Origin of the sequence: Bifidobacterium apousia (assembly GCF_007559275.1) — a bacterium.
Lineage (GTDB): Bacteria > Actinomycetota > Actinomycetes > Actinomycetales > Bifidobacteriaceae > Bombiscardovia > Bombiscardovia apousia.
On the sequence record NZ_VMHK01000001.1, the window covers coordinates 425,202 to 444,824 of the forward strand.

A 19,623-nucleotide genomic window follows, 5' to 3' on the forward strand; every position below is an offset into this window, starting at 1 on the left:
CATTTCTGTCACGGGCCGGCATGTCCTGGTGGCGAAGAGGAGTGTTTCCATGGCCGAAGATCAGTTTCCCGTTGTCCTGCGAGGCTATGACAAGGAGCGGGTCGACCAGGCCTTGGCGGCCTCGCGGAGCAATCTGGCCCGGTTGCGTCAGCAGATCAAGGCCGATGACGATCGCATTCTGAAGCTGGAGGCGGAACTCCAGGAGGCCAAGTCCCGCAAGCCCGAACAGCCGCGCAACTCCTTTGCTTCACTAGGAGCCAACGCCCAGCAACTGCTGGCCTCGGCCGAGCAGACCAGCACCGAGCTGCTCAACCGCGCCAAGCAGGATGCGGCATCCACCAAGACCTCCGCCCAGGAGAAGGCGACGACCCTGGTCAACGAGGCTCAGCTTGAAGCCAAGCACATTGTGGACGAGGCCAACGCCAAGGCCAAGTCCATCGTTGAGGCCGCTAACGACGAAGCCAGAACCGTCACCACCACCGCCAAGCAGCAGAGCGAACAGAGCAAGTCAGCTGCCGATAAGGTGGTGGCCGAACGTCGACAGGCCTTGGATCTGGAGCTGCAAAACTCCCGCGAGGAGCATGAGAAGCGGCTGGCCACCAGCAAGGCCACCCAGGACAGGGAGCTGTCCGAGCAGAAGGCCAAGGCCGCCAAGGAGATTGCCGACAAGCGGCGCAAGAACGACGAGGAGATCGCCAAGCTCAAGAAAGAGGCGAACGATCAGATCCAGAAGGCCTTGGCCGAGGCCAACAAGAAGCTGGCCGACGTGCGCGAGCAGGTCTCCAAGAGCCTGAATGACGCCCGCAGGCAGGCTTCGGAGATCACCGACAAAGCCAAGTCCGAGGCCCAGCAGATCGTGGACGAGTCTAAGGTCACCAGCGCCGAGACCATGGCCAAGGTCAACGCCGAGGCCGAGCAGGTCCGTTCCGACATCGCCGCCCAGCAGGAGGATGCCACCAAGAAGGTGGGCGAGCTGCTCAAGAGCCTGGAGGATCGGCGGGTAAAGACCGAGAAGGAGACCCAGGAGCTGATTGAACAGGCCAAGGCCACCCGAAAGGATGCCGATTCGTTCGCCTCCTTCAAGCGAGAGGAGTCCGAGCGCAAGGCCAACCAGCTGCTGGAGGAGGCCAAGCAGCGCGCCCAGGCCGAAGTCGACGCCCATCGCAAGGCCGCCCAGGCCGAGCTTGACGGGCTCAAGGACCACATCACCAAGCTGCAGCACCGGGAGGCCACCATTACCGCTCGGGTCGACGAGCTGCGGAACATCTTCTCCAAGTCCTTCGGCAACTTCGACGGCTTCCACGATGAGGCTGTGGTCAATGACCAGGACGAGGGGCAGGCGCCCAGCGTGCCCGTGGTCAATGCTGTGCCTGCCGCGGATCCGTTGCCGGCCCCTGCTGCGTCGGCTACGGCGGCATCCTCGAAGGCTGAAGGCGAGGATCAGGCCGTCGATCAGCCCCTTGCCGACACCCAGGAAGAGGCCCCTCAGACATCAGTCGATCCGGTCCCAGCCAGCCAGCCAGCCGATGGTGTGGCAACTGACTCTGCCGATAATTCCGGGGATGATGTCAGCGCGGCTGCGGCTGTCAGGCCCTCAGCCAATATGCCTACTCAGGTTCTGCCTTCCCCAGCGCCGAGTGCCCTTCCCGATGCCTCCGTCCAGGCCGATGACGCGCCGGCCCAGCGTGAGGACGGACAGGTGGAGAAGGCGGTCACCGATCAGGAAACGACGGTTATTCCGCCCATCAACGACGACGCTGCCCCGACCGATCAGGACTGATCAGCAAAGGACATTGTTCGTCAGGGCCGGATCGCAGGCATGGTCTGCGATCCGGCCCTGTCGTTCCGCCTTGCTTGGAAGTTGGGTGGCCGTCAATCTCGACCAGAACACCTGCTGAGGCCTAGAGTCGGTAGTGAAGAGGTGCAGGCCAAGTGTCACGGGGTTGGGAGAGCGTCATGCAGCAATCACGGCACGCATCATCACATGTGTCCGCCACGGGGTCATCCGGGTCGGCTGTTTCGCGCCCATGGAGTGCCCAGGTGCGCCGTGGGGTGGACCTGCAATCCCTCTATGCCCTGGTGTATCTGGTGGCGGCCAACCTGATCGCCGGGGTTCTGAATCTGCCCTCGGTGGCCGCGGCCCTGGGCATTGCCCGTCAGCCGGGGCTGGCCGATCTGCTGGGCGATCTGGTCATGCTGGTCTTTCTCTTCGGCACCCGCAGCCAGGATCTGCGCGGGCGCGGGACCAACCCTGTGCAGTACAAGGCGCAAACCAATCCTGGCCCAGCCGCGCTGATCGGGGCCATCCTGCTGATTATGCTGGCCAGCAGCATCGAGACCGGCTTCACCTGGGTGGTCAACCAGGGATCCCAGGCCCTGGGGCTGGTCTACCATTCCACTACCTCCCAGATCGCGGCGGGCCAGCACGGGTTCCTGTCGCCCCTGGACACGGCTATCCTGGTCCCCGTCGTCGAGGAGTTCCTGCTGCGTGGCGTGGTCATGGGCCGACTCAGGCCCTACGGACGGACCTTCGCCATCGTCACCTCCTCCTTTATCTTCGCCTGCCTGCACGGAGACATCACCCAGAGTCTGTTCACCTTCCTGCTGGGCCTGGTTCTGGGTGTCATCGCCATGGAATACTCCATCCTCTGGTCCATGGCACTGCATATCTTCAACAACCTGGTCCTGGCTGACGCCATGATGTGGCTGACCCAGACAGTGCCGGCCCGCACCGGCTCGATGATCAACCAGGGCATGACCCTGCTGGGCCTGATCGGGGGACTGGTCGTCCTCTGGCTGATTCGCGGACAGTTGGCAGACCGCCTGCGCGCCAATCGCTCACGCCCCGGAACCTATAAGGGCTGGATCTCTCTTGGTCTGGCGGTCCTGGTGGCCCTGGCCGTGGTCAATGCGGCCCAGCGCTTCTCTCTGGCTTGACAAAGGCACAGTTGTCCACATCATCCGCCAGGCGAACCCATGAGGACCGATTCCCGCTATGCTGAATACAGGGATGCAGATACATCCGCATGAAAGGAAACAAGGACAGACCGTATGACATCAGTACTGACACCACTGGATCAGACCCGTTTGGAGGGCCTGCGCACCGCCTTCGATGAGCGCGAGGCCAACCATGTCGCCATGAATGCCGTCACTCAGGTAGGCATTGACGAAGTGGCCCACAACTATAACCGCTCCCGTCTGCTCCAGCACCGTTTTTCGGTCAGCATCGACAATGGCACGGTCACCTCGCAGGCGCACTCTGGCCGCTGCTGGCTCTTCAGCTCGCTGAACGTGGCCCGATTCGTGGCCCGCAAGGCTCTGAACATCGATGGTGAAAGCACCGCCAACCCCATGGGCGACTTCGAGCTGTCCCAGAACTATGCCATGTACTATGACAAGCTTGAGCGCGTCAACTACTTCCTGCGCGACGTGGCGGCTCTGGTGCGTGCTGGCGAGCCCGTGGACTCCCAGCTCATGCGCTTCTTGATGGGCGATGTCATGGGCGATGGCGGCCAGTGGATCATGGCCATGAACATCTATAAGAAGTACGGCGCAGTGCCCAAGCAGTTCTATCCCGAGACCGCTTCCTCCCAGAACACCAGCCAGATGAACGACCAGCTCCGTCGCCTGCTTCATCAGGCCACGGCTCACATGGTGGCCAACCCGGATGGCATCGACGGGATCATCGATCAGACCCTGGAGGCCGGTCACCGTATCCTGACCATTCATCTGGGCACCCCGCCCACCAGCTTCGACTGGGAGTGGACCGACAAGGACGGCGTCTTCCACAGGGATGGGCGGATCACCCCGCAGGAGTTCTGGAAGCGCTACGTGAATGCCGGACTTGAAGACTATGTCTGCCTGGTCGACGATCCGCGTCCCGAGCACCCCAAGGGCCGCAAGATCGGCATCGAGCATCTGGGCAACGTGGCTGGCGGCGATCCCACCGAGTATCTGAACGTTCCGGTGGAGGTCATGAAGGACTGCGCCCGTCGTCTGATGAGCGAGCAGGGCCTGCCGGTCTGGTTCGGCGCCGACTGCCACCCCATGATGGACCGCAAGGCCGGTCAGTGGGCCACTGACCTGTTCGAGTACGGCCGGGTCTACGGTGTGGACTTCGACATGGACAAGGAGCAGCGGGTGCGCTTCGGCGACTCGGCCCAGAACCACGCCATGGCATTCGTGGGTGTGGATGTGGCCGATGACGGCCGGACCACCAACCGCTGGCGGGTGGAGAACTCCTGGGGCGGGGACATCGCCAACAAGGGCTACTTCACCATGAGCGACGACTGGTTCAGCCAGTATGTCTATGAGGTGGCCGTGCCCAAGTCCATGCTGCCCGAGGAGTATCGCCGGGCCTTCGACCAAGAGGCCATCATGCTGCCCGCCTGGGATCCCATGGGCGCCCTGGCCTGAGCAACGTCACCAATTTATCCATTGAGCTGTTCGTTCCCGTGGTCTGCATGGATCGCGGGAACGGACCGTCCGCATTGGCCCGGACGCGGATGGTCATAAGGAATTCGGGCAAGATCGTCGAAGTACGACAGAGAGGAGAGCGACCGTGGCATTCGTCAAGGAACCGGATATCATCCCGGAAGAGGAGCGGCAGTATTTTGCCGATACGGCCGTCTTTCCCGAAACAGTGGACGTCAACATTCGTCAGCTGGATCCCATCCCGGCCCCCAGGGTCTTTCTGCGCTCGCGGCCCTTGGATTCGGAGCGTATGGGGTTGGTGCGGGACTCCCGTCAGGCCATTCGGGATGTTCTGCATGGCCGGGACGATCGGCTGCTGGTCATCACCGGCCCCTGCTCAGTCCACGACCCGGAGGCTGCTCTGGAGTACGCCCGTCGTCTGTCGGCCGTCAATGAGCGGTTGAAGGATCGGCTGCTGATCGTCATGCGGGTCTACTTTGAGAAACCCCGGACCACAGTGGGCTGGAAGGGCCTGATCAACGACCCCGATCTGGATGGAACATTCAATATTCGCAAGGGGATTCGCCTGGCCCGTCAGGTGCTCTGGCAGGTTCTGGGGCAAGGGATTCCGGCGGCCACGGAATGGTTGGATCCCATCACCCCGCAGTATCTCTCTGACGCGGTCAGCTGGGGGGCCATCGGGGCTCGGAACACGGAGAGCCAGGTCCACAGGGAACTGGCCAGCGGCATGTCCATGCCCATGGGTTTCAAGAATTCGACCGAGGGCAGTGTAAAGGCAGCGGTTGATTCCTGCCTGGCCGCAGCATCCGAGCATCACTTCCTGTCCATCAACCTGGACGGCCATGTCATCGCTGCCGAGACCAGGGGCAATCCAGATTGTCACTTGATTCTGCGCGGTTCCAGTCATGGCCCCAACTACGATTCGGAGTCCGTCCGGTCCGCCCTGGAGGTCATGCATCAGGCCCCGCTGGGCCCTGGTGCCTGCCGGGGGCTGATCGTCGACGCAGCCCATGGCAACTGCGGCAAGGATCCAGTGCGTGAGGCCCAGGTGGTCGAAGAGCTGGCAGAACGTATCGCCAAGGGTGAGCAGGGCCTGTCAGGCATCATGATGGAGAGCTTCCTTGAGGGCGGTCACCAGGCTCCGGCCCCGCTGGATCACCTGGTCTTCGGCCGGTCCGTCACTGATGCCTGCATTTCCTGGGACAGGACCGAGGAACTGCTGCAGATCCTGGCCGATGCCGTGCTGGCTCGTCGGGAAAGGAGAAGGCATGAGCCGGATGAAGGATGAGCCACAGGATCCTCTGCCCCGACCCAGCAAGGCCTACGAGGTTGAACTGGTGCACAAGGCGCTGGCGGCAGGCGTCAACCCCTTGCAGACGGGGAACCTGCCCAGGTGGGAGGACGAGGTAGGCATAGGCCGGATCGTCAACAGGAGGGTCTTTGAGCTTGACCGCCTGCCTTCGCCCGCGCAGATGCTGACTCGATATCCCTTGGACGGATCGGCCAAGGATCTGGTCATCCGCTCCCGGCAGGAAATCGTGGACTGCCTGCATGGGCGGGACGACCGGCTGCTGGTCATTGTGGGTCCCTGCTCCATTCACGACCCCGATGCCGCCCTGGACTATGCTCGTCGTCTGTCGGCCGTCAACGAGCGGTTGAAGGATCGGCTGCTGATCGTCATGCGGGTCTACTTCGAGAAGCCACGGACTACGGTCGGTTGGAAGGGCCTGATCAACGACCCCGACCTGGATGGCAGCTATAACATCCAGAAGGGTCTGGTCCTGGCGCGGCGCATTTTGCTGGGTGTGCTGGAAACCGGACTTCCGGCTGCTACGGAATTTCTTGAGCCCACATCGCCCCAGTACATTTCTGACGCGGTCAGTTGGGGGGCCATTGGTGCCCGGAACACGGAGAGCCAGGTCCATCGGCAGCTGGCCAGCGGCATGTCCATGCCCATCGGCTTCAAGAACGCCACGGATGGCAGCGTGGATGTGTCCATTGATTCCTGCTATGCAGCCTCTCAGCGCCATACCTTCTTCGGAATAGACCATGAGGGTCAGGCTGCGGCTGTGGCGACCATGGGCAACCCCGACTGCCATCTGGTTCTTCGCGGCTCCAAGTCCGGCCCCAACTATGATCAGGATTCGGTGCGGGCAGCCCTTGCCGTGCTGCGCCAGCGCATGCCTGAGGACAGCGCGGCTGCCCACGGACTGCTCATCGATGCTTCCCATGGCAATTCCGGCAAGGACGAGCGGCGCCAGATCCAGGTTGTCCATGAGCTGGCCCAGCGGATAGGCGACGGTGAGGAAGGCGTCACTGGCCTGATGATGGAGAGTTTCATACGTGGAGGCAATCAGAAGCCGGCCCCATTGGACCAGCTGGTCTACGGGTGTTCGATCACCGACCGTTGCATCTCCTGGCCTGATACCCAGGACCTGCTGGAGGAGCTGGCAGGAGCAGTGGATCGTCGTCGAAGCGCAACTCGTTGACTTGCGCCTGCAGTAGTCTGGTCGGGCTGCAGTTGCCAGTGGAATCTTGGATAAGGAGTCAGGTATGAGCGAAGCGGATGCTTCCCCGAAGGGTGAGGATCGGCGGCCGGTTGCCGTCATCGGGGCCATGGATGAGGAGGTGGCGCTGATCGGCCGAGGTCTGCAGCAGGCGGATCAGGATCCCGGGGCCGGTGAAGCTGGCCTGAAGGTCATATGCGGCGCCCTGAATGGGGCGCACGGCCCGGTTCGTCTGGCTGCCACCGTGGGTGGCATGGGTACTGTCAACATCGCCGCCACCACACAGTATTTGATCGATGCCTTCCATCCCAGGGCCGTTATCTTCTCCGGTATTGCGGGCAACCTGAACAAGGACCTGCACATCAACGACGTGGTTCTTGGAGGCACTCTGCGTTATTTGGATACCGACATGCGCTTGGTGGCCCAGTCGGCCCCCGGCACCGAGGAGTTCCACTCGGACCCTCACCTGCTGGATCTGGCAAGCCGGACCCTGGACTCCATGGGGATCAAGCACATCGTCGGCACCATTGCGACAGGTGACTACTTTGTGGACAGCCCGGAGAAGATCGCCGAAGTCAAGGAGCAGACCGGGGCCGACGCGGTCGAGATGGAGGGCGCGGCTGTCTGCCATGTGGCGGCCCGCAACAAGGTGCCAGCCCTGGTCATCCGCGCTCTGAGCGACAACGCCGACACCGACTACGAGGTCTTCCGGGAGTTCGACATCTCCGAATATGCCGACACGGCCGCCAGGCTTGTGCTGGGCATCGTGCGCGAGCTCTGAGTGCAGGTCAGTACAAGGAGCCCTCAGCCGTGCAGCTTGGTGCCTATGGGCCTGCGATCTGACGGGTTGCGCCCGTCAGGGCCTAGATGCCGTGAATCTGCTGCAGTTCTGCAGTCCCCGAAGCTGGCTGGCTCCGAACTTGCCATGCCTGTGAACTTGACGGCTGCACCCGACCTGTGTAATATTGCCCCTTGCATACCAAAGACCGTTGGTCGGGACCCTTGGGTCTCCTAAGTTCGGTTGATCGAGCCAGCACAGGTTGAGTTTCAAATCGGTCCTTGCGACCTGTTTTTTCGCTCTGCCTGTCGGCAGGGCTTTCTTTTTGCCTGTCATGCTCGGTCGCCCGGCTCCCTCCAGAGGTCTGTCTAGGAAGGAACGCCATGAAAAGGCCCGAAAAGGAAGAGGCTGTCGCCAGGCTGACGGACAAGTTCCGTGACGCCGACGCCATCATCCTCACCGAGTACCGCGGGCTCAGTGTTCCGCAGGTCGCCGATCTGCGAAACAAGCTAGGCCGCGATACTTCCTACAACGTGGCGAAGAACACGCTAGCCCGGATTGCGGCCAAAGAGGCTGGAATCGAGGGTCTCGATGAGATGCTTGCCGGCCCCTGCGCCATCACCTTCGTCAAGGGTGATTACGTCAATGCCGCCAAGACGCTGCGTGATTTCGCCAAGGACAACCCGGCACTGATCGTCAAGGGCGGCTTCATTGATGGAGCTGTTGCTGACGCGGATGCCATGAAGAAGATCGCGGATCTGGAATCCCGCGATGTTCTGCTCTCCCGGATGGCCGGCGCGCTCAAGGGCACCATGTCCAAGGCCGCCAACCTGTTCGTCGCTGTGCCTACCAAGGCCGTGCGCACGTTCGACGCCCTGCGCGAGAAGCAGGAAAAGGCCGCCTGAGTCCACGGCCACTGGCCCGGATCCATACGGCAAATACAAAAGAAGATGTTCGGTGATCGGCCTACCAGTCAATGCCGGTCGCCACAAATGAAAGGAAGCCATTATGGCCAAGCTCTCCGCTGACGAGCTCATCGACGCGTTCAAGGAAATGACTCTGGTCGAGCTGTCCGACTTCGTCAAGAAGTTCGAGGACGAGTTCGACGTCGAGGCCTCCGCCCCCGTGGCCGTGGCCGCTGCCGCTCCCGGTGCTGCTGCTCCGGCTGAGGAGGAGAAGACCGAGTTCGACGTCGTCCTCTCCGCCATCGGTGACAAGAAGATCCAGGTCATCAAGGCCGTCAAGGCCATCACCAACCTGGGCCTGGCCGACGCCAAGGCTCTGGTTGACGGTGCCCCCAAGGCCGTCCTGGAAGGTGCCAAGAAGGAGGACGCCGACAAGGCCAAGGCTCAGCTGGAAGAGGCCGGCGCCACCGTCGAGCTCAAGTAGTCATCGGCTCTTTCTGAGCCCTTGCATGCTGGAAAGCCCTGTGCCGTCACAGACGGCCCGGGGCTTTCCCATATCCGGCCATACCATGGGGGATGGGTGTGCCTATTCGCTCGAAGACTATCTGTACCTGGGTTGCCCGAAGTGTCTGAATTGATTCATGGCAGGCAATGAACCACGTGCCGTTTGCGCAATCAGGTTTGTAGATACTGCCGATTCGGAGGGCTCCAAGTGGTGCGCTATGCCTGCGAGCCTCTCATGTGTCCTTTATCAGGTAATTCGGCACGCAATCAATCCTATCTCTGGGTTTCATGACAGAATAGGCGATAGTACCGAGTGAAGGCGGCTGCAGATTTGGGAGGTCGAAAACGTGAGTGACGATCGGCGACCGGGGCAGGTGTGGATAATCAAGTTCAATGGGGCGGAAGAGACCCGGCTCAAGCCTGGCGAGACCGTCGAGATCGGCCGCAAGCCTCTGCGTCCGCTGGCCGATGACGGTCGGCGTCGTCTGGAGGTGCCCGATCAGACTAAATCCATGTCCAAGCGGCATGCCATTTTCGCCGTCGACCAGGACGGTCTGGCCACCCTGCGCGACATGGGTTCCACCAACGGCTCCTATCTGATCCAGTCCGACGGATCGCTGGTCAGGCTGCCCGTGGACGCCGCCTTCCCCCTGTCCAGCAGCTCGGCTCGCTTTCAGTTCGGTGATGTCCCTGTCGACTTCGTGCGCATCAGCAATCCCGAAGAGGATAAGACCGATCCCTCGCCCCGGGTGCCCGACCTCTTCTCATACTCCACACAGCCCCGGGGCATGGTGGAGCCTGATGCGGCCGAAATGTCCGTCGATGACATTCTGGACATGCGCGCCGGCGAGCCCACTGGCATCTTCAAGGCCGACGGGGTCCGCAACCGGGTCACTGCCCTTCACGATATGGCTTTGGGCGCTGCCAAGACAGCCGATGCTTCCCAAGAGGTCGGCGGTGCTTCACAGGATCGTCCCAGGACTGCCCCAGCCGCTCAAGGTTCGGAGGGCAATCCGTCGCCGCCTTTCTCCGGAAGAGCAGAGCCCACAGATTCGCGAGGCCCGCAGGCTCGGTATTCTGACGATGCTGATTCAGCCGATCATGGCCAGGCTGACAGGGCATTCGAATCCCGCGAAGGCGATCGCCGTGGAGGGGACTTCCAGACCCAGGACGCTCGTGGCGAAGCCCGCCAGCCTCTGCCATGGCAAGAGCACGAATCCGAGCAGAGTCTGCCGCTGGTCGGCACTCGGCAGGAGGACAGCCAGCCGGTCGACCGTGATCTTTTCGCTGATGCTCGTCGTTCCCGTTCCGCTGAATCCGCTCCTGATCAGGATCCCTACGACCAGGATGCTCGCGATGCCCGTGAAGATCGTCGTCATCGCGATGATCGCGCGGCTTCCGGCCGCAGGGGATATGCCGATGGTCAATCTCGTCCAGGCCGAGCTGGCGAAACGGACACGGCCCAGGGATTCACCCCGCTGGGAGCCGTGGAGCTGGCCCGCCTTTCCAGGAAGGAATCAGATCAGGCTCGGCGTCCTCAGCCAGCGGATCAGCCGGAGGATGACCAGCGGTATCAGCCGGCTTTCGAGCCTGGATCCGTTTTCGAGCGGGTTTCCAAGGGTGACTATGACCGTGGTCAGGAGGCTATCGAGGTGGATGGGATGAGCTCCGATGATGCCAAGCGCACCGGGGACTTCGCCCTGCAGTTCGCCATGGCCAAGCATCGCCAGTTGCTGCCTTTCCTGGCGATGAATCCGGCCCTCTATGATGATCTGTACGCCTGGTTGGAGGCTCAGGGCGACCAGGACATCGACGCGGCCCTGCGCAACAATGACGGGTATCACGAATATCTGAACGCCGTGCGGAAGTGAGTGGACGGATGAGCGAGACGGTAATGAGCACCGGGGGATCGGAAGATGACAAACGGGCCGAAGATGCACAGGCATCAACGGCCGGGTCCTCCTCCGACCGTGCGGCAGAAGAAGTCAAGGCCCCGTTGACGCCCCTAGAGCGAATCCGGGGATGGCGTCAGGACTATCAGAACCAGGTGGGACTGACCCCCTTGGAGAATGTGTCGCAGCTGGCCGCGCAGATGGACCTGACGCACGCGCATCCTTCAGGCATTGCCCAGCTTTTCGCCAGCGGCCAGGTTCATCTGGATGCGCTGTTCCGTGACCGCGGCATGCTGCGTGCGGCCCACCGCCGCATGGAGCGGGTTCTGGACGATCAGGCCGCCAAGGAGCGTGCCAGCGGTTTCGCCCAGCTCTCCATGGTCGTAGGGGTGGCTGCCTGGCAGGGGCGCGACATGCCCGTACTGCTCTATCCCGTGCGCATCGATGAGAGCACACAGGGGGCCTCCAGGGCTTCCATCAGATTCACAGGCAAGGTGGATCTTAATCCTGCCTTGATCTCGGCCATGCGCGAGCGTGGCATCACCCTGGATCCGGATCGCCTGTTTTCTGCCTCCCATTATCAGGGCGGCACCCCTGAAACCTCATCGCTTTTCAAGGACATGACGGCTCTGATCACGCCGCATATCAGTGACTTCACCATTGAGCGGAAAATCGTTCTGGGGTGCTTTATCGAGCCATCGGCCCAGTTGCTGGGCGAAAGCCTTCGGATTCTGGACCGGATGACCGCTGGGTCCACCGGCAACGATCTGCTGGATGCCTTGGCTGGCGACCAGGCAGCCTCCGAGCGGCTCAAGGGCGGACCAGTGCCCGACTACAGCCCCTTCGATGCTGACCCTCACAGCGAGTTTGAGGCTGGAGACGTGGACAACCGGGTCCGTTATGCCGCCCAGCTGGTGGCGACCGGGCACAGCGTGCTTGTGGATGAGCAGACCGGCCTCCACAGCGCCGACGATGCCCTGGCCATCGCCTCGCGCTGCGTCACCGCCGGCAGGACCGTGCTCTATGTGCCCTGCGTGGTGGAGGAGAAGCGGCGTTTCCAGCATCGTTTGGATGCCGCTGGGATGGCTGATATGGCCCTCGATCTGACCGATGATCAACTGGGCAGGGTCCTGGACCAACGGCTGATCGATGCAGTGGGGTTCAAACCCGGCAAGGCCAGCGAGCATTTTGACCAGGTGGCTGATGAGCTTGTGGGTGTCCGTTCCCGACTGACCCGCTACCTGGGCGATCTGCATGGGGTGGATTCCAGCTGGGGGGTTTCGGCCTACCAAACCATTCAGAATCTGGCCAACATCGCCAATATGCCTACGCACCCTGCCACCCGTGTCCGTCTGGGCGCGGCCACCGCCCACGATCTGCAACCCGATTTGGATACGTGGGCGGACAAGCTGGAGAGGGCTGCCGAGCTGGGCGAATTCGTCATCGGCCCCCAGGACACCCCCTGGTTCGGAGCCACCCTGGTCAACGAGAACGAGGCTGTGGACGCGTACTCCCGTGTGGTCCGTCTTCTGCAGCGGCTTCTGCCGGACACCCGTGAGCAGGTCAAATCCACGGTAGAGACCTGCGGATTCCCTGTGCCTGCCACCGTCAAGGATTGGGGACGGCAGGTGGTGGTCCTCAAGAACCTGCGCCGGGTCTTGGATGTCTTCCAGCCTTCCATATTCGAGCGCGACATTCCCGCCATGATCGAGGCCACCAAGTCCAAGGCCGATCGCAAGGCCAACGGCACCAACCTGGGATTCTGGGAACGCAGACGTCTGGTCAAGGAGGCCAAGAGCTTGCTCAGGCCCGGGGCCCAGGTCGAGGATCTGCATGAGTCGCTGGTGGTGGTCTCCAAGCAGGCCGAGCAGTGGCGGACCTTCGTCCCCCACGGCGGCTGGCCGGTCCTGCCGCCCAAACTGGACGTCATCATCGACACGCAGGAATCCCTGATCCGCGACATGACAGCTCTGGACACCGTCCTGGACTCGACTCCGGCCGGGGGCGATCTGGAGACCATGGACCTCAACAAGGTGGAGGAGCGGCTCAAGGCGCTCTTTGACGACCATACAGCCTTGGATACCTTGCCTGAGCGCTGCGCTTTGGAGGGTGAATTCAGCAAGGCAGGGCTGCAGGAGCTGGTCCAGGACCTGCGCAACCGTCAGGTTGAAGGCAAGGCGGTGCGGGCCGAGCTGCAACTGGCCTGGTGGACCACGGTCTTCGACGACATCATGCGTTCCTCGCAGATCATCTCCAACCAGGATGGTTCCGCCCTGTCCAACGCAGCCGACCGCTTCAGCCAGGTGGATGCCCAGCACGTGGCCAGCGTAGGGCCCATGGTTGCCCAGGAGAGTGAAAAGCGTCTGTCCGAGCTGCTCTTCTCGCGCACCCAGGAGGCCAATCAGCTGCACACCATGCTGGCCGGCAACCCCGGTGCCTCCCTTACGGTCTTCCAACAGGCCCACCCTGGTATCCTGTCGGCGGCCAAGCCCATCATCATCGCGACTCCGGCCACACTGGCAACCAGGACCAATCCGACACAGCTGGCCGATACGGTCATCATCGATGCCGGAGCCCATATGCCTTCCATCCAGGTGCTGACTGTGTTGGCTCGGGCCCGGCAGGTGGCGGTCATCGCCCACCGGCCTACCATCACTTCGGATGGCCTTTTGCAACTGGTCGGCCATCTGGTCCCGGTCACCGTCAAAGCCCGCCCCTCGCGCCGCTCGGTTCGCTTGGACACCTTCCTGAAGGATCACGGCTATGGGGATCTGTCGGCACCTGTTCCTGATTGTCGGGAACCTGGCAGGGTGACCCTGACCAGGGTGGAGGGCGCTGGCGTCCCGGTCATGGCCACCGGGCTGGTCGAGTCCAGCCAACAGGAGGTCGCTGCCGTTGTCGACATGCTCAAGCGCAGGGCCGGATCCTTCTCCCTGGTGCCGAACAGTTATTTGCTGACTGTGGTCACGCTGTCGGCAACCCATCGCTCCCGGCTGGGCGCTGAACTCAAATCGGCGGCAGCCAAGGACAGGGTTTTCGCCAAGTTCCTGCGGCATGTACGCATCGTCGGCATTGACGAGGTCTGTGGTGCTCGCGCCACGGACGTAATCCTGACTCTGGGGTTTGCCAAGACCACTCACGGCCGTCTCCTGCAGCAGTTCGGCGATCTGGAAGGCGAAGGGGGCAAGGGCATGCTGCTGGATGCTCTCGTTCTGCCGGATCGGAATCTGGACATCGTCGCGGCATTTTCCGCTGAGGATCTGGAAGACGACCGTCTTCACCAGCCCGGGCCCCGTCTGCTCAAGGATCTGCTGACCTGGGCTGAGCACCCCGACGCGGAACCGGTCCGGCCCGAGCAGGCCGAGCAGTCCACTAATGTGCTCTTCCGGGATCTGGCCCAGCGGCTGCGAACCCGGGGGCTGGATGTAGCCCTGGATTACGGGTACGACCAGGCGCCCCGAGTTCCGTTGGTGGTCGGGCTCAAGAACAAGCCCTATGCTTTGGCGGTGCTGACAGACGACGCCGAGTTCATGCACACCCAGTCCACCCGTGAACGTCACCGGTTCACCACCGAGGACCTGCAGTATCTTGGATGGTCGGTCATGACCGTCTGGAGTGTTTCGGCCTTTGTCAACCCTGACAAAGAAGCCGACAGGATCGTCGCCCGCCTTGCCGATATCTACCAGCAGGCGCGTTAATGGCGAAGGATGACCAACCAGAGCGCGGGAAGCAGCCCGGTGAGCCTGCAGCTTCGCACCCGCGTCGGCATCGCCGGGTAGTTCGTCCAGGCAGGGAACGGTTTGATGTTGATGGCACCGAGGAAGATCCTCAGGATCGGGTCTGTGCGCAGGATCGTCTTGACGGGGATGATCGGCGGATCCTGGGCGAGCTGCCCCCGCATTGGGGGCTCTTTCCCCATGAGCGCGGCGACTGACCGCTGATCCTAATCCTGGCCCTTGGGCAGTTCGGTTCCAGTCTGTTGACTGTCGCTTGCACCTGTTGACCGGTGGATGTCGTCGGCGATCTGGCGAAGCAGCTGCAGGCTTTGGTCTTGCGGGCTGGGTGCATTGGGCTGGTCCTTGATGCCCGAGGCTGCCCGGCTCAGCTGGCGCAGCTTGTTGATGGGCATGATGATGCAGAAGTAGACGGCGATGGCGATCAAGAGGAAGTTGAGCAGGGCCGTCAGAATGGCGCCAAAGGAAATAGTGGCGTTCCGGTAGCTGATGGTCAGGAGTCCCGACAGGTCCGGTTTGCCGAAGATCATGGCGATCAGCGGGCTGATCAGATTGTTGACGATGGCGTTGACCACACTGGTCACCGCCGAACCCATGACCACGCCCACGGCCATATCCACCATGGAACCGCGTGAGATGAACTGCTTGAACTCGCCCAGCACGCCCTTGTTGCTGATCTGCGAGATTTTGTGGACTGCTTCGGCGGTATCCTTGGCCGCCACCTGATTGATCGAGGCCATTCTGCATCCTTCCGTAGCTGATGTGAGGCATGGAGCGCCCATGCCTGCTTCTTCCTCCATTATCGCGGGCCCAGAATGGTTTCGGTTTTCCGACATGATTGGAGGGTGTCGGTGCAGAAGTTCTGTCGGAGCGGATGGCGATGACAGGGGTGGAAGGATCCAGCGACAGCAGGAGCAGAGCCTGGCCGGCATCCAGAGCGAAGACGGCCTGGGACGCTTGCCGGACTTGGTTGCCCTCCCGCCCTTCCGGGTCGGATCGGTCCCTGGGGATTGTCTGCGCCGGTTGTAGAGCCAGAGCTTTCTCGGCTATCATGCAATGTCCGCCGCCTGAGGCCTGCCCGGAATTCGGCTGGACAGGGTGCGGGCCGGCATCAGCAGGGCAGTCCCCTGAAGCCAGCAAACTCACCTTGTCCCCAGCCTGCAGGTCTCCCGGATCGTCAGTCAAGCGGACGGTCACCGGAGTGGTCCCGGGCGGCTGTGTCGGTCTGGCGCTGATCATGGCCGTCGTTAGCGGTTGTCCCGTATGGACGCTGATCATCAGCCGCCGTCCACGGACTTGCCCATATGAGGAGATCAGGCCGGGCAGCCGCTCCCTGCCATGCAGGATCCGCCTTTCAACCATGGCAGGTTCGATGGCTGATCCGCGTGCAATGGGCCGTGCGGCGACCAGTATAGACAGGCGGCCCTGGGCCTGGACCAGGATCTGCAGGGTACAGAACACTGCCAGCCCCAATGCCAGGGCGGTCCCCACACGCCTGAGCCGAAAAAGTCGCCGCCGGCGGGTCAGGGATCCGGCTGCCGATGAAGGCTTATCCTTCTTGCTGAAGATGGAAAAATCGACCATGCCCCCAGCCTGCCAGGATCTTGGCCGGCCTATGGGTCTGCATGGTCGATGTGGTCGAATGTGCCTCTCGGTCTACTTGCTGCTGGTGGAGATCGAAGAGGAGGATGAGGCTCCGTCGGTCCGGTAGAAGCCATGACCCTTGAACTCGATGGGCACTGCGGAGAAGATCTTACGGACCTGCTGTTGCCCGCACTTGGGGCAGATGGTGATGGGTTCGTCGTTGAAGGACTGCTCCTTGGTGAAGTCGTATCCGCAGTTCTTGCAGCGATAATGATAGGTGGGCACCGTTCTTTCCCTCCGCTGATGGTCGGTTCGCTCGACGATTGGTTCAATACCCAATATCCTAGTGGTGGCTTCGACCAGAAGAATCGGCACCGGGCCTCTCGTCAGCCTTGTTCATCACCATTATGGTCTGTGCCGGGCCTTCGTGACAGACCTGTGGCTGTGGGCGTGAAACCTGCAGGCGTCAGGACTGCATCCACGGGGAGATCATGGTCCAGATGGGGCAGAGGGGCTTCCACGAATTCGCCGGGCCAGCAGATGCCTACTACTGGGGTCCGGTCTGCACGCATGACCAGAGCACGGTCATACCAGCCGCCGCCCCGACCCAGGCGAATGCCGGCATGGTCGATGGCCAGCGCTGGCACCAGAATCAGATCGGCCGTACCCAAGGCCTGTGCCGACAGGGCAGGCATATCGGGTTCGTCAGGCCGCCAACCTGGAATCCGCTTCATGTCACCCAGATCCTGCCTTGATTGCAGTCGACCCCAACCTACTTCGGTGCCTGTACCCAGCATGGGAATGAGCACCTGGTCGCCCCGGCCCAGGAGGAGTTCCAGGCTGGGATCCATGGCTATCTCCCCTCGAATGGAGGCAAAAGCAGCCACGGTCAGGCCTTGGCCGCCTCGGGAGCGTTCGACCCTGGCAAGCACCTGGCCTGCCAGCAGGTCGGCAAGCTTGCGGCCTGCGTCCAGGCATTGGGCCGGGTCGATACGCCGTCGGGCTTCAAGCAACCGGCCGCGTCGATCCTGCTTGTCCACATCGATGCGTTCCTGCTCGTTCATGCCCTCAGTTCTACCAGCAGGGGGCTCTCCCTGGTGGACGCATGCCCGCTTCGGCTGCCGTTCGGTGAGAACATGGAGTCATGTCGGTTCTGCATACCTTCCGCCAGGTCTGGCAGGGTTCCCGAGCCCGTTCGGACCATGCCCTGGATCTGCCTGATCGTCTGACTTCGCCCCCGGGCCATGGGGACTTCCTGCTGAGGCCCATCCGCGAGGGCGACCAAGCAGCCTGGAACGCGGTCCGATGGAGGAATCGCGACTGGCTGGCCCCATGGGAGTCAGGGGATCCCCGCCACGGACCTGGCATGACCTATGCCCAGTGGATGCAGGAGCTGGAACGTGCCCGGCAGGAGGGCACTTCAGCGGTCTTTCTGATGGAGTTTCATCAGAGCATCGTGGGGCAGATTTCCTTGGGTGCCATCCGCTACGGGTCCATGCGTACAGCGACAGCGGGCTACTGGGTGGACCAGGATTGGATTGGTCATGGGTTCGCGCCCCTGGCTCTGACCATGCTGGCTGACTGGGCATTCAGAGACAGGAGGGGCCCCCATCTGCACCGGCTTGAAGTGGCGATTCTGCCAGAAAACGAACGGTCCCTGCGCGTAGTCCGGAAGCTGGGCATGGAGCCCGAGGGGCTGCGCCGCAGCTACATGTACGTCAACGGACAGTGGCGGGACCACCTGACCTTTGCCTGGATCAGTGACCAATTCGATCCGGATTTGCTGGCTCGTCTATGAGCTCCTGGAACGGACATGGTCGACACGCTGGGTTTGACTTGCCGCTTGGGGCATACCGTCAACTAACGTAGTACCTATGGTTTATGAATCACTCAGCAGCATCGTGGTTTTGGTGATTGCGGTGATTCTGGTGCTGGGTTGGCTGCCGTTTCGCACCGTCAAGGGCATGAAGCGGGCCTCGGAGCATCGCCAGGACAGGCTTTCCACCTCCCTGCACATGGTGGGTCGGGAAGACGGCATGAGGTTCTGCGACAGGCAGTCGAGGACGGTGAAAGGGTTGGTCATGCAGCAAGGGCAGCAGGATGGCAACCGGCGCAGTCAAGCCCAGCGCATCAAGCAGATCAGACAGTTGCGCCGCGCGGCCATACGTCGTCGTCGCATCCTGGTTCTTGCCCTCTTGGTCATCACCCTGCTGGTGGCCGGCTGCTCCTTCCTTGTGGACTACAGCCCATGGTTTACGCTGATTCCTCTGGCGCTGGTGGTAGTGGTGTTGGCCGCCGGCGCGCATGCCTCGGCTCAGGCCCGGGCCTGGGAGCGCAATTTAGCCCAGCGGCGTGCCCGGCAGCGTCGTCAGCAGGCAGCCAGTCTGACTAAGAGCAAGACCTCCGGCAAACCCGGTCAGGCCAAGAGTGAGGGCCGCACGGAAACTGCCACGGATGTGTTGGACCAGGGCGAGATCCGTCGAACGCTGGCCCAGGCCAAGGCTGATCAGCAGGCAGCTCTTCAGGCCAGACAGCACAATTCCTCCAAGCCTGCAAATCCGGCAGTCGGCAGCAGTAAGACTCAAGGTTCGGCTGGGTCCGTCAAGTCGACCGAGAAGGCCGCTGCGCAGACCGGGCATGCGACGAGCAGGCCATCCGCTGCCAAGAAGGCCTCTGATCGGACCCCAGCCAAACAAGCGGCTTCTCGACCGAAGGCTTCCAAACCGGCAACCACCAAATCTTCAACGGCCGCAAAGGCTGCCTCCAAGCCCGCAGCGTCCAAGTCGTCGTTGGACAAGTCCGCTGCCTCCAAGCCTGCAGCCCGGTCCGCCGCTGCCCAGTCGGGCAAGTCGGGACCAGTCTCTGGCAATGCGCGCCCAGCTTCGTCGGCCCAGGACGACGCCACTAATGAGCTCAAGCGCATCAGTCCCTCTCCGGCCTTGGATGCCTTCGGTATGGCGGCGGGCCAGGATCTGATCTCCTTCTCCCTAGGATCAGCCAGTGGCGAGGGATCGGACATGGATGGCAAGAAGAGCGAGGATGAGGGTCCTCACAGCTTGGAGATCAAGTCCACCCGGCAGGTCTCCGTGGCCCGTCCCCCAGAAAAGAAACAGGCGGATCAGAAGAAAGCCGACAAGCGGCCCGACGACTTTCACAAGCAGGAAATGCAGGCCCAGGTCGAGGTGCCCGACCGCAGCGAGGACTCCCTGTCCATCGGCGTGGAGGCCATCCTGGCCCGGCGGCGTCCGGCATCTAAGTCCTGAGGGGCCGATCCGGTATTGATCT

16 protein-coding genes and 1 pseudogene are annotated in these 19,623 nt (G+C 62.3%); 13 read left to right on the forward strand and 4 right to left on the reverse strand.

From position 1 onward, the window contains the following. Positions 1 to 49: 49 nt before the first annotated feature. The 11 genes from FPK30_RS01605 (at position 50) to FPK30_RS01655 (ending at position 14,954) form a co-directional block, all read left to right on the forward strand. Positions 50 to 1,780, forward strand: a complete 1,731-nt coding sequence (locus tag FPK30_RS01605; protein ID WP_144085020.1) for a cell division protein — start codon at positions 50 to 52, stop codon at positions 1,778 to 1,780. A gap of 176 nt (positions 1,781 to 1,956) precedes the next feature. After that, positions 1,957 to 2,937, forward strand: a complete 981-nt coding sequence (locus tag FPK30_RS01610; RefSeq protein WP_144085021.1) for a CPBP family intramembrane glutamic endopeptidase — start codon at positions 1,957 to 1,959, stop codon at positions 2,935 to 2,937. Positions 2,938 to 3,051: 114 nt separating this feature from the next. Continuing rightward, a complete protein-coding gene (locus FPK30_RS01615; RefSeq protein ID WP_144085022.1) occupies positions 3,052 to 4,416 on the forward strand; it encodes a C1 family peptidase in 1,365 nt (454 codons plus the stop codon). 145 nt (positions 4,417 to 4,561) lie between these two features. Next, entirely contained in the window at positions 4,562 to 5,722 is a 1,161-nt protein-coding gene (locus FPK30_RS01620) for a 3-deoxy-7-phosphoheptulonate synthase (protein WP_144085023.1), read from the forward strand. Continuing rightward, complete coding sequence (locus FPK30_RS01625; RefSeq protein ID WP_144085024.1) at positions 5,703 to 6,923, forward strand: 3-deoxy-7-phosphoheptulonate synthase; 1,221 nt, start codon at positions 5,703 to 5,705, stop codon at positions 6,921 to 6,923. The genes FPK30_RS01620 and FPK30_RS01625 overlap by 20 nt, the downstream gene beginning before the upstream one ends. A 64-nt stretch (positions 6,924 to 6,987) precedes the next feature. Further along, entirely contained in the window at positions 6,988 to 7,722 is a 735-nt protein-coding gene (mtnN, locus tag FPK30_RS01630; RefSeq protein WP_144085025.1) for a 5'-methylthioadenosine/S-adenosylhomocysteine nucleosidase, read from the forward strand. Between the two features lie 380 nt (positions 7,723 to 8,102). Next, positions 8,103 to 8,624, forward strand: a complete 522-nt coding sequence (rplJ, locus tag FPK30_RS01635; protein WP_024626821.1) for a 50S ribosomal protein L10 — start codon at positions 8,103 to 8,105, stop codon at positions 8,622 to 8,624. A gap of 103 nt (positions 8,625 to 8,727) precedes the next feature. Then, a complete protein-coding gene (rplL, locus tag FPK30_RS01640) occupies positions 8,728 to 9,108 on the forward strand; it encodes a 50S ribosomal protein L7/L12 (RefSeq protein ID WP_045924837.1) in 381 nt (126 codons plus the stop codon). A gap of 367 nt (positions 9,109 to 9,475) precedes the next feature. After that, a complete protein-coding gene (locus FPK30_RS08255; RefSeq protein WP_260804351.1) occupies positions 9,476 to 10,999 on the forward strand; it encodes a variant leucine-rich repeat-containing protein in 1,524 nt (507 codons plus the stop codon). Between the two features lie 8 nt (positions 11,000 to 11,007). Beyond that, positions 11,008 to 14,718, forward strand: a complete 3,711-nt coding sequence (locus FPK30_RS01650; RefSeq protein ID WP_144085026.1) for a helicase — start codon at positions 11,008 to 11,010, stop codon at positions 14,716 to 14,718. Beyond that, positions 14,718 to 14,954 carry a hypothetical protein gene (locus FPK30_RS01655; protein ID WP_144085027.1) on the forward strand — a complete coding sequence of 79 codons (237 nt, stop codon included), beginning with the start codon at positions 14,718 to 14,720 and terminating at the stop codon, positions 14,952 to 14,954. The genes FPK30_RS01650 and FPK30_RS01655 overlap by 1 nt, the downstream gene beginning before the upstream one ends. 9 nt (positions 14,955 to 14,963) lie before the next feature. On the opposite strand, the gene FPK30_RS01660 is transcribed toward FPK30_RS01655, so the two are convergent. The 4 genes and pseudogenes from FPK30_RS01660 to FPK30_RS01670 form a co-directional block, all read right to left on the reverse strand. Continuing rightward, a complete protein-coding gene (locus FPK30_RS01660) occupies positions 14,964 to 15,377 on the reverse strand; it encodes an MscL family protein (RefSeq protein ID WP_420809424.1) in 414 nt (137 codons plus the stop codon). Between the two features lie 622 nt (positions 15,378 to 15,999). Continuing rightward, positions 16,000 to 16,338: pseudogene (locus tag FPK30_RS08340) on the reverse strand (SAF domain-containing protein); the annotation flags it as partial. Between the two features lie 72 nt (positions 16,339 to 16,410). Then, entirely contained in the window at positions 16,411 to 16,623 is a 213-nt protein-coding gene (locus FPK30_RS01665; protein ID WP_144085029.1) for an FmdB family zinc ribbon protein, read from the reverse strand. Between the two features lie 101 nt (positions 16,624 to 16,724). Continuing rightward, complete coding sequence (locus FPK30_RS01670) at positions 16,725 to 17,402, reverse strand: 5-formyltetrahydrofolate cyclo-ligase (RefSeq protein WP_144085030.1); 678 nt, start codon at positions 17,400 to 17,402, stop codon at positions 16,725 to 16,727. Between the two features lie 80 nt (positions 17,403 to 17,482). Between FPK30_RS01670 and FPK30_RS01675 the strand changes: the two genes are divergently transcribed. Next, positions 17,483 to 18,136 carry a GNAT family N-acetyltransferase gene (locus tag FPK30_RS01675; protein WP_144085031.1) on the forward strand — a complete coding sequence of 218 codons (654 nt, stop codon included), beginning with the start codon at positions 17,483 to 17,485 and terminating at the stop codon, positions 18,134 to 18,136. 76 nt (positions 18,137 to 18,212) lie between these two features. Beyond that, on the forward strand, positions 18,213 to 19,601 hold the full coding sequence (locus FPK30_RS01680) for a hypothetical protein (protein WP_144085032.1): 1,389 nt from the start codon (positions 18,213 to 18,215) through the stop codon (positions 19,599 to 19,601). The last annotated feature ends 22 nt before the right edge of the window (positions 19,602 to 19,623 follow it).

Bases quoted from the DNA above. Each gene is read 5' to 3' on its own strand.
- FPK30_RS01605 (WP_144085020.1), top strand. From the start codon at position 50: ATGGCCGAAGATCAGTTTCCCGTTGTCCTGCGAGGCTATGACAAGGAG.
- FPK30_RS01610 (WP_144085021.1), top strand. From the start codon at position 1,957: ATGCAGCAATCACGGCACGCATCATCACATGTGTCCGCCACGGGGTCA.
- FPK30_RS01615 (WP_144085022.1), top strand. From the start codon at position 3,052: ATGACATCAGTACTGACACCACTGGATCAGACCCGTTTGGAGGGCCTG.
- FPK30_RS01625 (WP_144085024.1), top strand. From the start codon at position 5,703: ATGAGCCGGATGAAGGATGAGCCACAGGATCCTCTGCCCCGACCCAGC.
- mtnN (WP_144085025.1), top strand. From the start codon at position 6,988: ATGAGCGAAGCGGATGCTTCCCCGAAGGGTGAGGATCGGCGGCCGGTT.
- rplJ (WP_024626821.1), top strand. From the start codon at position 8,103: ATGAAAAGGCCCGAAAAGGAAGAGGCTGTCGCCAGGCTGACGGACAAG.
- rplL (WP_045924837.1), top strand. From the start codon at position 8,728: ATGGCCAAGCTCTCCGCTGACGAGCTCATCGACGCGTTCAAGGAAATG.
- FPK30_RS01650 (WP_144085026.1), top strand. From the start codon at position 11,008: ATGAGCGAGACGGTAATGAGCACCGGGGGATCGGAAGATGACAAACGG.
- FPK30_RS01655 (WP_144085027.1), top strand. From the start codon at position 14,718: ATGGCGAAGGATGACCAACCAGAGCGCGGGAAGCAGCCCGGTGAGCCT.
- FPK30_RS01660 (WP_420809424.1), bottom strand. From the start codon at position 15,377: ATGGTGGATATGGCCGTGGGCGTGGTCATGGGTTCGGCGGTGACCAGT.
- FPK30_RS01670 (WP_144085030.1), bottom strand. From the start codon at position 17,402: ATGAACGAGCAGGAACGCATCGATGTGGACAAGCAGGATCGACGCGGC.
- FPK30_RS01675 (WP_144085031.1), top strand. From the start codon at position 17,483: ATGTCGGTTCTGCATACCTTCCGCCAGGTCTGGCAGGGTTCCCGAGCC.
- FPK30_RS01680 (WP_144085032.1), top strand. From the start codon at position 18,213: ATGGTTTATGAATCACTCAGCAGCATCGTGGTTTTGGTGATTGCGGTG.